The following is an 11557-nucleotide window of genomic DNA, read 5'->3' as shown; positions in this document are numbered from 1 at the left end:
GGCGGCGACCGGCCCGGCGAGGCAGCCGCCGACCGCGCCGGCGGCCCCGTGCCTAGTGGTGCGCCTCGGGGTCGAAGCCCTCTGGGGCCCGGTCCAGGAACACGGTGACGGAGCTGATCCGGCCGTCCTCCTCGAACTGGAGCACATCGGTTCCGGTGGCGAAGGACTCGCCGGCGCCGTCCCCGGTCAGGATCTCCCACTGGAACCTGGCGCGGTCGTGGTGGACCTCGGGCTGCCGGCGCGGGCGGAGTGCGACGGTGCCCATGTGGTCGGCGAACTGGTTCCGGAAGTCCATCAGCGCCTGTGCCCCGCTGAGGACTCCGATCTGGGCGCGGTACTCGACGTCGTCGGTGAAGGCGGCAGCCGCGAGCCGGCGCTGCTCCTCCTCGGTGCCGGCGTTCCAGAACCGTACGTACTGCTCGAGCTGCCCGAAGTCCTCGGTGGCGGCCCCGGTCTCCGTCCCGTTCCCGGTCTCGGTCTCGGTCTCGGTCCCGGAGTGTGCTGTCGTCTCGGCCATCGTTCGGTGTCCCTTCCTTCCGGTGGTGCCCTGCGCACCGGCTGCGCTGACGGTCAGGACTCTGCGGGCCGGCGGCGCGGGCTGTCGATGACCTGCGAGGTCATTGCCGTCACCCGCACGGCGGGGCAGCCTGACGGTCATGACGACCACCACCGAACCGGTCGGGGAGCTGCTGCGGAGCTGGCGCCGGCGGCGCCGCCGCTCGCAGCTCGACGTGTCGCTCGCCGCCGAGCTGTCCACCCGGCATCTGAGCTGCATCGAGACCGGGCGCGCCAACCCGAGCCGGGACATGATCCGGCGGCTCTGCGACGAGCTCGACGTGCCGCTGCGGGAACGCAACGCGCTCTACCTGGCGGGAGGCTTCGCCCCGGTGCACGCCGAGCGCGCCTTCGCCGACCTCGGCTCGGCGCGTGAGGCGGTGCGGGCCGTCCTGACCGGGCACGAGCCGAACCCCGCGCTCGCGGTCAACGTGCGCTGGGAGCTGCTGGCCGCGAACCGCGCCATGGGGCTGTTCCTCGGCGACGCGGCGGGCGACGGCGACGCGGGCGACGGTGACGCGGCGGGCGACCCGGCACGGGCGCCGTTCAACGTGCTGAAGGCGACCCTGCACCCCGCCGGTCTTGCCGGACGCATCCGGAACCTCGCGCAGTGGCGTGCACACGTGCTGCGCCGGGTCCGCCGCCAGCTGGAGCGGACGTCGGCTCCCGGCCTGGCCGAGCTGCTCACCGAACTGGAGAGCTACCCCCTGCCCGAGGCCGGTGCGGAGGAGCTCTCCCCGGACGGGTCGTCGGCGCACGACCTGGTCGTCCCGCTGCGCATGGCGTCCGACCACGGCGAACTCGCGTTGCTGTACACCACCACGGTGTTCGGTTCCCCGCGGGACGTGACGCTCGACGAGATCGCCATCGAGACGTTCTTCCCTGCCGATGCGCGGACGGCGGCCGCACTACGGGCGGCGACGGCGTGAGCCCGTCTCCGTGCGGCGTCCCGGAGCCGCGGCACTGCCGGGCCCGGCCCCGGGACGTCCCCACCCCGTAGGGCGGCTGCGTCGGTCAGCGCCTCCCGCAGCGCGGGGCTGACGTGGGCGGGGTCGGTGTGCTGGGTGAACGTCAGGCCGGACGCTCCGGTCCTCGGGGTGAGGGTGTCATCGGGCACGGACGGCCTCCCGTCCGGACGGGCCCGCCGCGGCCAGGTGGTGGTGGAGGGCGGCGTGCGGATCCCCGCCGACCGGGGTGTGGTCGGTGTGCACGGTGGCGGCCGTGAGCCGTGGCACGGCGTGGATGAGGGCGTGCTCGGCGTCCACGGCGAGTTCGTGCGCGGCGACGACGGTCAGCTGGGAGTCCACGACGATGTCGGCCTCCGCGCGCAGGGCGTGGCCGATCCACCGCATCCGCACCTGCCCGATCCCGCGCACCCCGTCCACCGCGCCCAGCGCCTCCTCGGCCCGTTGCACGAGCTCGGGGTCGACGGAGTCCATCAGCCGCCGGTAGACCTCGCGGGCGGCGCCGACGAGCACGAAGAGGATGGCGGCGGTGATGAGCAGGCCGATCACCGGGTCGGCGAGGCGCCAGCCGAGCGCGGCACCGCCGGCGCCGAAGAGGACGGCCAGCGAGGTGAAGCCGTCGGTACGGGCGTGCAGGCCGTCGGCGACCAGGGCGGCCGAGCCGATACGGCGGCCGGTGCGGATGCGGTACCGCGCGACCCACTCGTTGCCGGCGAACCCGGTCGCCGCGGCGGCGGCCACGGCCCACAGGTGGGTGATGTCGCGGGGGGCGAGGAGCCGGTCGATCGCCGCCCACGCGGCGAGGGCTGCGGAGGCGGCGATGGTGACGACGATGAGAATGCCGGCCAGGTCCTCGGCGCGACCGTAGCCGTAGGTGTAGCGGCGGTCGGCCGCCCGCCGCCCGAGCACGAACGCCACCCCTAGCGGTACCGCGGTCAGCGCGTCGGCGGCGTTGTGGACGGTGTCGCCGAGCAGCGCCACCGAACCGGACAGGGCGACGATGACGGCCTGGACGACGGTGGTGAGCCCGAGGACGGCGAGGGAGATCCACAGGGTGCGCATCCCCTCGCGCGAGGTCTCCATCGCGGGGTCGACCTTGTCCGCGGCCTCGTGGCTGTGCGGGGTGACCAGATGTGCCAGCCGGTGTCGCAGCCGGGCCCACCGGGACCCGCCATGGGCGTGCACATGCCCGGGGTCATGGCCCGCTTGCGGGTGCTCGTGGTCGTGGTGGTGGCCGGGTACGAGATCGTTCAGGTTCCCCTCCATGAGCACACCGTGGCACGGGAAGGCCGCTGCAGCCACTCCCGTCATACCCTCCCTGACCAGGTGCGACGCCCTCGCAATTGCCCCCGGCCGGTACAGGCGCCACGACCGGGCACACAGGGTGCGGCCCGGCGCCCGGGACCGACACGGTCAGTAGTAGCCGCGCTCGCCGTCGAGGAGCTCACGGATCGCGTCCGCGTGCCCGGCGTGCCGGGCGGTCTCCTCGACCATGTGGAAGAGGATCCACCGCAGCGTCGCGTCCCGCGCGAACTCGGGATGCCGGCTGACGTCGGCCAGGGCGTGGTCCGCGATGATCTCGTTGGAGCGGACGCACTGCCGCTCGTACTCCTCCAGAAGCTGCGCCAGCGGCACGCCCTCGACCTGCATGTCGGCGTCCTCGGGGGCGTCCTGGTCGAACTGCGGGCTGTCGGCGGGCCCGCCGAGCAGGATCACCTCGAACCAGGCGTGCTCCACCCAGCGCAGGTGGGAGACGAGCCCGGCCATGGTCATCAGGGGCGACGACGGCAGCACGGGCCGGTGGGCGTCCTCGTCGGACAGCCCCTCGCACTTCCACGGGATGAGCGCGCGCTGCATGTCCAGCCAGCCGAGGAGCTGGGTGCGTTCGTCTGCGGACTTGGGCGGGCGCGTACGGGAGAAGGTCATGGGCGCGGACGCTACTCCGGACGCCTGTGCCCCGCACCGGGTTTTCGCGGGACGGGGCCCGCCCGGCGCGCGCCGCGCGGCGCCGGCTCACGGCGGGCGTATCCTGAGCGCGACGACGGCGGCGGCGCCGGCGGCGTCCCGCTCTCCAGACCCCTCGGAACCCGGGTGAGGACCCGCGATGCCACGGATCGTGCAGATGATGTCGGTGTCCCTGGACGGCTACTTCGAGGGGCCGGAGCGGGAGATCGACTGGCACCGGGTGGACGAGACGCTGCACCGGCACTTCAACGACCTGGTCCGGACGATGGGCGGCATCCTCAGCGGACGCGTCACGCACGAGCTGATGGCCGGCTTCTGGCCGACGGCGGACTCCGACCCGGAGAGCACTCCGGCGATGGTGGAGTTCGCGGGTATCTGGCGGGAGATCCCCAAAGTGGTGTTCTCGCGCACCCTGGAGCGGGCCGACTGGAACACCACGGTCAAGCGGGAGGTCGACCCGGCGGAGATCCGCGCCCTCAAGGCCGGGTCCGGCGGGGACCTCGTGCTCAGCGGCGCCGACCTCGCCACGACGTTCCGCGAGCACGACCTGATCGACGAGTACCGGCTCTACGTCCATCCCGTCCTCATCGGCCGCGGCAGGCCGCTCTTCCCGCTCCGGGACACCCGGACGGCCCTCGACCTTGCCGAGACCCGCCCGTTCCCCAACGGCGTCGTCCTCCTCCGCTACGAGCGCGCGGAGCCGCCGGCCCCGGCGTGACCGCTGAGGCTGCCCTGCATGATGGAGCCATGACGAAGGAAACGACGAGTGAGGCCCTGGTGGAGGCCGGCTGGCAGGCGGTCCGGGAGGACGGGCGGGTACGCACCGAACTGCTCGAACTGGCCTACGCGGAACCCCGCCTGCGACGCCTGTTCCCCTGGACGGGCATGGGCGAACTGCACTTCAGCCGCTGTACGGGATACGGGTGGACCTGGGACGTCCCCTACATCCAGCCCGCCGCTGGAGGCACCTACTGGGTCTCCGGGCCTCACCGCGACCAGACGGTGGGCCCGGCGGCCACGGCGCAGGAGGCCGTCGCCATGGTGGTCGAGCGCCTCCCTCCGGGCTGCGGCCCCGCGTTCGCGGGCACGCCCGAGGAACTCGCCGCCTACGAGGCGGCAGGGACGGAGCGGCAGCCCGAGGGCGGGTGAGCACCCGGCTCAGGAGGCGCCCGGAGCCCGGCCGGGAGAGGGGGTACGGGGCGGTCCGGCGGGAGGCCGGTCCTGCTCCTGGGCGGCAGCGCCGGGTGGGGGCACCGGGTGCCGTGGCGGGCGGGTCACCCAGCAGGCGACGGCCGTCCAGGGGAGCGCGAGCAGCAGGGAGCCCGCCAGGTCGCCGGGGTAGTGGGCGCCCGCGTAGAGGCGCTGGAAGGCCACGGCCGCCGGTACGACGACCGCCACCGCCAGGGCGACGGCGCGCGCAGCGCGGCTCCGGGTGGCCCGCCGGACGATCACGAGGGTGCACAGACACAGCGTCAGGACGGCGGCCGCATGGCCGGAGGGGAAGCTCGACGTCGGCGGCAGGCCCGGCCCGAGATGGGGGACGTCCGGGCGGCTGCGGGCGACGGTCTCGGTGAGGACCAGGAAGAGCGTCACCTCGCCGGTCAGACCGACGGCGAGCAGCACCAGCGGCCGCCAGTTCCGGGTGACGGCGACGGCGAGGGGCCCCACCAGCAGCGCTCCGCCGACGGCCCCCGGGGTGCTGCCGACGAACTCCAGGGGCGCCAAGGCGGTGTTCAGCCAGGGCGTACGGAGGCCGGCGGCCCAGTGCGCGGCCGTGCGGTCCCAGGCGGGCGGGGCCGGTTCCGGGCCGCCTCCGGTCAGCCAGGTGCCCAGGGCGTAGAGCAGGCCGGCCAGCAGGCCCCAGGCGACCAGCAGTTCGGCCAGGGCGTGCACCGGGTGCGGGAGGGCGGGCGGATGCCGGGGCGGGACCGGCCGCAGGTCCGCCTCGGGGGCGTGCGCCCCGGGTGTCCCGGCCCCGGGGAGCGGCGCCGCCGTGTGCGGGGCGGGAGCGGACACCGAGCCCGGTGTCCCGGACCCGGACGCCCCGGACCGGGGTGCCCCGGGCAGCCCGTTCCGCGGCGCCTCGGGCCGGCCCGGTGACGGCGCATCGGCGCCGGCCGGTGGCACCTGAGGGGGCCACCGGCGGAAGACGACGGCGGTCAGCGCGAGCCAGACCAGCCCCAGGAGCCACCCGGCGAGCACATCGCTGACGTAGTGCACCCCCAGCGCCAACCGGGTGAATCCCACGAGGAGGACCACCGCCGCCACGGCCGCGGCGAACCAGGGCCGCGCCCGGCGCCCGGTGACGGGCGCGAACACCAGCAGCAGCACCCCGTACGCCACCACGGACCCGAGGGCGTGCCCGCTCGGGAAGCTCAACCCCGCGGGGTCGGACAGCGGTTCGGCGACGACCGGCCGCAGACGCCCCACCAGTTCCTTGACCACCCCGGTGAGGGCCAGGGCGCCCAGCGCGGTGACGGCCACGTATCCGGCGGTCCGCCACTGACCACGGATCAGCAGCCAGAGCACGCCCACGCTCAGCAGCCACAGCAGCATCGGGGTGCCGCCCAGGTCGGTGAGCAGGCGCAGAGCCTTCACCAGGCGCTCGTCCTGGCCGAGGGCGGAGTTGAGGGCGTCCGCGAGGGCCTGGTCGGCCCGCCGCAGCGGCTCCCAGCGGGTACGGACCAGCAGGAGCAGCAGGGCGAAGCCCACCCCCGCGGTCAGGGTGACCGTCCAGGCCGCCAGGCCGCGGGCGGCGGCCCGGGTCCCCGGGTGCACACCGTGCTGCACGCGTCGTCCCTCCCGGCGCCGTGTCGTCCTTGCAGCCACCGACGGAGCGGCGGGGTACCCGGCAGGCCGCGGCAGGAATCCCGGCCGCCGAACCGGATTGGCCCCGGCCGGGTGCGGCAACCCGGAGGGGCATGAGCAACGGGTCCCGCAGCACCGGCGTCTCCCTCGCCGGCCGCGTCTGCCGCGCAGGCGCCGACCTGGTGCGGGTCGCGGCCGTGGTCTCCGCGCTCGTCGCCGCGTTCTCCCCCGTCTCGAAGGCGGTCGCGTTCGGGCTGGTGTGCGTGGTCCTCGCGGTGCCCCGGCTTGCGCGGCTGCCCGCCGCGCTCGACCTGGTGCTGGGCACCGCGCTGCTGGCCGCCGTCTGGGCCTTCCCGGCCGGCTGGTACGCCGCGGCGCCCTGGCTGGACACGGCGCTGCACCTGGTGCTTCCGGGTGCGGTGGCGGCCACGCTGCACCTGCTGCTCGTACGGGCCCGCCTGCTGCCCCCGCCGCACGCGGACGGGCTGCGGGCCGGGTCGGTGCCGCTGATCACCGTGGCGCTGGGCGCGGTCGTGGCCGTGGTGTGGGAGTTCTACGAGTGGTTCGGCAAGGACGTGCTCGGCGCGGCCATCCGGGCGCACTACGACGACACGATCGCCGACCTGGCCGCGGGGCTGACCAGCGCGCTCGCGGCCGGGCTGCTGCTGGCCGCCCGCGCCCACCGTACGCACCGGCTCGCGGGCGGCGGGCCGCCGGAGGCCGCCGGGGCGCCCGGTCCTGCCCCCGGCGGGGAGCCCGCGGAGCGGCCGGCGCCCGCGGGTCGTACGGACCACCCGGCGCACGGGAAGCCCCGAGCAGGCCCGGCGCACGGGGCTCGCGTGTCCCGGCCGGGGCGCGCCGGGGCGCCGGAGGACGTACGCCGCACGGGGCCCGGCGGCCCGTCCCGGCGGGCGTGACGGGCCGGGAGAGCACAGGGGACGGGGCCCGGTCGCGCGTGGGCCGGCCGGGCATACGCCGGTCGCGCGCGCACCGCACCGGCACGACGCGCCCTCGTCACACCACCCCGGCCCCGAAGCGCCGAAGGTACGCCGACGGGGTGATCCCGGTCTCGCGCCGCATCAGCGTGCGCAGATGGGCGGCGGTGCCCAGCCCGCTGCGCCGCGCCACCACCTCGAAGCGGGACTCGCCTCCCTCGATCAACCGGCATGCCAGGGCGAGCCGTTCCCCCGTGAGCCACGCGAGCGGCGTGGTACCGAGCTGGGCCTGGAAGCGGCGGTGCAGCGTCGCCGGGCTGACCGCCGCCTGTGCGGCCAGGTCGGCCACGCTGAGCGGGGCGTCCAGCCGTTCCTGGGCCCAGGCGAGGACGGGAGCCAGGGACTCGTCCGGCAGGACGGGCATGGGGCGTTCCACGAACTGCCGCTGCCCGCCGTCCCGGTGCGCCGCGAAGACCAGCCGGCGGCTGACGGCGTTGGCGACCTCCGCGCCGTGGTCGCGACGGACCACGTGCAGTCCGAGGTCGAGCGCGGCAGCGCTCCCGGCAGCGGTGAGGATGTCGCCGTCGTCCACGAAGAGCACGTCCGGTTCGAGCCGGACGGAGGGGAAGCGGGCCCGGAAGGAGTGTGCCCACTGCCAGTGCGCGGTGGCCCGGCGCCCGTCGAGGACGCCGGCCTCGGCCAGGGTGAAGGCTCCACTGCAGAAGCCGAGCAGCCGTGCTCCGCGCGCGTGCGCCCGCCGGACGGCGTCGAGCACGTCCGGGCGGCGGGGCGCCTCGATGTCGGGGCGGTTGGGGACGATCAGGGTGTCCGCGGTGCCGGCCGCATCCAGGCCGGCGACTCCGGTGAGCGTGAAGAACCCGTCCCGCATCCGGGTGCGCGGCTCGGGTGAACACAGCCGGAAGTCGTAGAGATCGCGGCCGATCTCGGGCCTGCGGAGGCCGAAGACCTCGGTCGCGCAGCCCAGCTCGAACGGGTTCGAGTCGGCGTCCACGAGTACGACGACGCGATGCAGCTCCGCCGGGTCCGCACGACGGTGCGAGGATTCTTGCGTCATATGCGATTCCTAGCACTCCCGCGGCCCGTGCGGAACGGCGGAGGATGAACCCATGAGCGACGTACCCGTTTCCCTCCGCGCGGCGCTGGCCTCCTTCGACGCCCTGTGGAGCCCCCGCATCGTCACGCGCGTGAACGACTACGACGTCCGCATCGCCAAGGTCGAGGGCGAGCATGTCTGGCACGCGCACGAGGACACCGACGAGTTCTTCCTCGTGCTCGACGGGGAGCTGCACCTCTCCCTGCGGGAGCCGGGCGGGGAGCGCACGGTCGTGCTCCCGCAGGGCTCGGTCTTCACCGTCCCCCGGGGCACGGAGCACCGGCCGTACGCCCCGTCCGGCGCCGCCATCCTGATGTTCGAACCCGCCGGCACCTCGTCGGTGGGCGACCGCCACGACGCGCTCCCGGACCACGTGGACGCAACGACGGGGCACGCGCTCGACGACTGAGCCGCGCGGCTTCCGGCGGGCCCGCCTGCGCCGGGTGCCGGCCCGTCACCCGGCCATGCGAGGGGGCGCGCTTTGGTCCCGTACGCCGCCCGGTGCACGCCGATCATGCGCCGGGAGCGCGCGGCCCATCGTTCGCGCCCCCGGGCTGACCTGGGCCGACGGAAGCCGACAGAGAGCTACCAAGCGGTCACGTCACGTTCCTGTCACACTGCCCCTTCATGCAGTCGCCACACACCGGGCGCACCACTACCTTCAAGCCCTCACATATCCGACGTGCCGCGGGAAAACCCGCGCACACCGAAAGAGGGGCGCCCTGTGAACCTGCTCCGCAAGCCTGCCGCCGTGACCGTCGCCGCACTGGCGCTGGCGGCGATGCCGTCGGTCGCCGCAGCGCACGAAGGCGAAGGCCACCCGTTCGAGAACTGCACCGCGGCGTACGAGGCCGGGTACGCGGACATCGAAGCGGGCAGCGAGCACTACGGAAAGCACCTGGACCGCGACGGCGACGGCCTCGGCTGCGACCAGCCGCCGAGCGACTTCACCCCGGCCGAGGACCAGGGCACCACCGACGACGCGGCCTCCGACGACGGCGCCGCGCAGGACGGCTCCGCCGGCGCCCAGGACGACACGGCCCTGGCCGAGACCGGCGGCGACGACACCACCCCGTACCTCGCCGGTGCGGGTGCCGTGGTGCTCCTCGGCGGCGCCGGCGTGCTGCTGGCGGTCCGCCGGCGCCGCGCCGGGAACTGAGCCGGCCCCCGCACGCACCGCGGGAACGCCCTCGCCCACCCCCGGGCGGGGGCGTTCCGCCGTACGGGGTGCCGGCCCGTCAGGACCCGCCGGGGCCCGTGCCGTCCGGGCTGTGGCCGGGGCGCTGCGCGTGCCGGCCGGCGTGGCGGTCGGCGAGCGCGGAGAGCGGGATGGCGGCGATCCAGGAGTAGAGGGCTGCCGACGGCGAGACGACCGCCACGCCGATGGACGCCAGGAACACCAGCCCCTGCGCCGGCAGCGGCACGCTGCGCCACCCCCGGCCGCGGCTCCGGCCCACCCACACCTCCAGGGCGTACAGCACCAGCGCGGCGACCCCGATGACCAGCCCGTACAGCCCGGGCCCGAGGGAGCGGTCCCCGTAGTCCTGCAGGACCGACGTGGGGAACGGAATCAGGGCCATCAGCACGAGAAAGGTGATGTTCAGCCAGAACAGCCCGTGCCCGAGGTCCTCCGCCTCCCGCATGACGGCGTGGTGGGCGCGCCAGAACAGCGCGATCACCACCGCACTGAGCAGGAAGGCGCCCACCTGGGGCAACGCGTCGGAGAGGGCGTCGTTCAGGGCCTGCCCGCGCAGGCCGTCCGGTACCTCGATGTCGAGCACCAGCAGCGTCATCGCGATCGCCACCACGCCGTCGGTGAGGGCGAGCATGCGGTGCTTCGGCACGAGGTGGTCCGGCTGCGCTCCCGTCCGGGGACGGCCGGCCGCCGGGCCGGGGCTCTGCGAGGGGTGGGTCATGCGCCTTCTCTACCGCACCCCTCCCCGCGCCGCCCCGCACCGCGCCGCGCCCGCCGGCGGCCGTCCGGGGCACCGGAACCGCGCGCTACCCGGCCGGGGCGTCGGGTCAGGGGCCCAGGACGCCGGCGACGGTGCCACGGAGACCGGCCGGGGCCCCGGTCGGCGTCGGACGCGTTCCGGGCTGCCTGGGCTGCACCGGCCGTCCGGGTGCGCTGCACGCTCACTCCCCCAGGCGGCTCAGCGCCTCCATGGCCTCGCGCTCGATACGGGAGAGAGCGCCGAGGAGGGTGCCCGCCTGTACGAGGTGCTGCGCGTCGCCCGACACACCGGCCTCGGTGATCAGCGCTGCGACCTCCGTCCACAGGGTCGCTGCCTCTGCGTACAGCCGGTGTCCGGTGCGCAGGTGGCCGCTGTCGAGCAGCGCGGTGCACTCGCCGAGGAAGTCGCGGTAGAGGTTGCGGAAGAGGGCGCCGCCGGTGCCTGCCTTCTCCATCAGGAGGGCGGCCTGCGGCAGGTCCCGCTGCGGGGTGTCGGTCCGCCGGAGCCAGGTGGGCACCAGTGTGCCGGCCTTGTCGATGCCCCGGTGGCCGAGGTTGGCGATGGGGGGGTGAAGGAAGGTCTCGGCACAGGCGGTGACGGCAGGGACGATCCGGCTCTCGGGTGAGGGAGGCTGCCCCGGGACGGTGAGGGTGAAGGACCGGTGCCTGGCGGTCATCGGGCCACGCGCGGCCCTGGCCCGGGCGAGGCTCGTCAGGCTGGTGGAGACCGTGCCGCCCTGCTGGTGGGTGTCCACCAGGTAGGCGTCCTGGTCGTCGTAGCCGTACATGGCGACGATATGACCGCCGAAGTGCACCTTCGAGGTGAAGTAGTCGAGGTGGTAACTGTCGAGCTGGAGTCCGACGGGGTGGCCGGCGTCGAGCGGTGCGGCCACGTTCTCCCATGCCTTGCGAGGGGAGGTGGTCTCGTGGACGCGCAGCTCCAGCCCGAGCCCGGCGGCGAGGTTTCCGGTGAGGTCGAAGGGCCTGACCCGTCCCCCGAGGAAGGGGAAGTCCATGTTCCTGCCGTCCCAGTAGACGAAGGACAGACCGGAGCCGAGGCCGAAGAGCATGGGCTCGGAGAGATCGAGGCCCTGGTGTCGCAGCAGCACTCCCAGAGCGGTCGTCTCACAGTGCTGCATCCCGCGGGCCTCGGCTTCGACCGTGGCCATGCCTCACCATCCCCTCGTACCCCCTCGCACACCATCATGACGGACTCTCCGGCGGCGGGGGGAGTCCGCGAGCATCCCGCGGGGAGGGGGAA

Annotated in this window: 13 protein-coding genes; 6 read left to right on the top strand and 7 right to left on the bottom strand. The window is 74.8% G+C overall.

Features of this window, described 5'->3' with window-relative positions; all coding sequences use genetic code 11:
- Positions 1-52: 52 nt before the first annotated feature.
- The gene (locus tag HOY81_RS01325; RefSeq protein ID WP_237317086.1) at positions 53-517 is read right to left on the bottom strand and encodes a nuclear transport factor 2 family protein; all 465 of its coding nucleotides are present in this window, start codon (positions 515-517) and stop codon (positions 53-55) included.
- Positions 518-656: 139 nt separating this feature from the next.
- On the opposite strand from HOY81_RS01325, the gene HOY81_RS01320 reads away from it, so the two are divergent.
- On the top strand, positions 657-1484 hold the full coding sequence (locus HOY81_RS01320) for a helix-turn-helix domain-containing protein (RefSeq protein WP_237317084.1): 828 nt from the start codon (positions 657-659) through the stop codon (positions 1482-1484).
- 177 nt (positions 1485-1661) lie between these two features.
- On the opposite strand, the gene HOY81_RS01315 is transcribed toward HOY81_RS01320, so the two are convergent.
- Both HOY81_RS01315 and HOY81_RS01310 read right to left on the bottom strand, forming a co-directional pair.
- Positions 1662-2786 (bottom strand): cation diffusion facilitator family transporter, encoded by a 1125-nt coding sequence (locus tag HOY81_RS01315; RefSeq protein ID WP_237317082.1) that lies wholly within the window; start codon positions 2784-2786, stop codon positions 1662-1664.
- A gap of 147 nt (positions 2787-2933) precedes the next feature.
- Positions 2934-3446: a DinB family protein gene (locus tag HOY81_RS01310; protein ID WP_237317080.1), complete on the bottom strand. Its 513-nt coding sequence runs from the start codon at positions 3444-3446 to the stop codon at positions 2934-2936.
- Positions 3447-3624: 178 nt separating this feature from the next.
- Here HOY81_RS01310 and HOY81_RS01305 point away from each other — a divergent pair, with 178 nt between their 5' ends.
- Both HOY81_RS01305 and HOY81_RS01300 read left to right on the top strand, forming a co-directional pair.
- Entirely contained in the window at positions 3625-4203 is a 579-nt protein-coding gene (locus HOY81_RS01305) for a dihydrofolate reductase family protein (RefSeq protein WP_237317078.1), read from the top strand.
- A gap of 29 nt (positions 4204-4232) precedes the next feature.
- Positions 4233-4634 carry a DUF6193 family natural product biosynthesis protein gene (locus HOY81_RS01300; protein ID WP_237317076.1) on the top strand — a complete coding sequence of 134 codons (402 nt, stop codon included), beginning with the start codon at positions 4233-4235 and terminating at the stop codon, positions 4632-4634.
- Between the two features lie 9 nt (positions 4635-4643).
- Here the strand turns inward: HOY81_RS01300 and HOY81_RS01295 are convergent, their stop codons facing one another.
- Complete coding sequence (locus tag HOY81_RS01295) at positions 4644-6275, bottom strand: phosphatase PAP2 family protein (RefSeq protein WP_237317075.1); 1632 nt, start codon at positions 6273-6275, stop codon at positions 4644-4646.
- Between the two features lie 131 nt (positions 6276-6406).
- On the opposite strand from HOY81_RS01295, the gene HOY81_RS01290 reads away from it, so the two are divergent.
- Positions 6407-7210, top strand: a complete 804-nt coding sequence (locus HOY81_RS01290; RefSeq protein WP_237317072.1) for a hypothetical protein — start codon at positions 6407-6409, stop codon at positions 7208-7210.
- 97 nt (positions 7211-7307) lie between these two features.
- On the opposite strand, the gene HOY81_RS01285 is transcribed toward HOY81_RS01290, so the two are convergent.
- Positions 7308-8303: a GlxA family transcriptional regulator gene (locus tag HOY81_RS01285; RefSeq protein ID WP_237317070.1), complete on the bottom strand. Its 996-nt coding sequence runs from the start codon at positions 8301-8303 to the stop codon at positions 7308-7310.
- 52 nt (positions 8304-8355) lie between these two features.
- Between HOY81_RS01285 and HOY81_RS01280 the strand changes: the two genes are divergently transcribed.
- Together HOY81_RS01280 and HOY81_RS01275 are read left to right on the top strand one after the other, a co-directional pair.
- Entirely contained in the window at positions 8356-8751 is a 396-nt protein-coding gene (locus HOY81_RS01280; protein WP_237317068.1) for a cupin domain-containing protein, read from the top strand.
- Positions 8752-9066: 315 nt separating this feature from the next.
- Positions 9067-9501 (top strand): excalibur calcium-binding domain-containing protein, encoded by a 435-nt coding sequence (locus tag HOY81_RS01275; RefSeq protein WP_237317066.1) that lies wholly within the window; start codon positions 9067-9069, stop codon positions 9499-9501.
- Positions 9502-9580: 79 nt separating this feature from the next.
- On the opposite strand, the gene HOY81_RS01270 is transcribed toward HOY81_RS01275, so the two are convergent.
- The gene (locus HOY81_RS01270) at positions 9581-10258 is read right to left on the bottom strand and encodes a TMEM175 family protein (protein WP_237317064.1); all 678 of its coding nucleotides are present in this window, start codon (positions 10256-10258) and stop codon (positions 9581-9583) included.
- A 220-nt stretch (positions 10259-10478) separates the two neighbouring features.
- The gene (locus tag HOY81_RS01265; protein ID WP_237317062.1) at positions 10479-11465 is read right to left on the bottom strand and encodes a BtrH N-terminal domain-containing protein; all 987 of its coding nucleotides are present in this window, start codon (positions 11463-11465) and stop codon (positions 10479-10481) included.
- Positions 11466-11557 lie beyond the last annotated feature (92 nt).

This window comes from Streptomyces sp. JJ36 (assembly GCF_021696945.1).
In the GTDB taxonomy this organism is placed as follows: Bacteria; Actinomycetota; Actinomycetes; order Streptomycetales; family Streptomycetaceae; genus Streptomyces.
The sequence above is the reverse complement of the archived record's forward strand: the minus strand, read 5'-3'. Positions and strand labels throughout refer to the sequence as shown.

Excerpts from the sequence above, each read along its gene's own strand:
- HOY81_RS01325 (WP_237317086.1), bottom strand. The coding sequence starts at position 517 with ATGGCCGAGACGACAGCACACTCCGGGACCGAGACCGAGACCGAGACC.
- HOY81_RS01320 (WP_237317084.1), top strand. The coding sequence starts at position 657 with ATGACGACCACCACCGAACCGGTCGGGGAGCTGCTGCGGAGCTGGCGC.
- HOY81_RS01315 (WP_237317082.1), bottom strand. The coding sequence starts at position 2,786 with ATGGAGGGGAACCTGAACGATCTCGTACCCGGCCACCACCACGACCAC.
- HOY81_RS01310 (WP_237317080.1), bottom strand. The coding sequence starts at position 3,446 with ATGACCTTCTCCCGTACGCGCCCGCCCAAGTCCGCAGACGAACGCACC.
- HOY81_RS01305 (WP_237317078.1), top strand. The coding sequence starts at position 3,625 with ATGCCACGGATCGTGCAGATGATGTCGGTGTCCCTGGACGGCTACTTC.
- HOY81_RS01300 (WP_237317076.1), top strand. The coding sequence starts at position 4,233 with ATGACGAAGGAAACGACGAGTGAGGCCCTGGTGGAGGCCGGCTGGCAG.
- HOY81_RS01290 (WP_237317072.1), top strand. The coding sequence starts at position 6,407 with ATGAGCAACGGGTCCCGCAGCACCGGCGTCTCCCTCGCCGGCCGCGTC.
- HOY81_RS01285 (WP_237317070.1), bottom strand. The coding sequence starts at position 8,303 with ATGACGCAAGAATCCTCGCACCGTCGTGCGGACCCGGCGGAGCTGCAT.
- HOY81_RS01280 (WP_237317068.1), top strand. The coding sequence starts at position 8,356 with ATGAGCGACGTACCCGTTTCCCTCCGCGCGGCGCTGGCCTCCTTCGAC.
- HOY81_RS01270 (WP_237317064.1), bottom strand. The coding sequence starts at position 10,258 with ATGACCCACCCCTCGCAGAGCCCCGGCCCGGCGGCCGGCCGTCCCCGG.
- HOY81_RS01265 (WP_237317062.1), bottom strand. The coding sequence starts at position 11,465 with ATGGCCACGGTCGAAGCCGAGGCCCGCGGGATGCAGCACTGTGAGACG.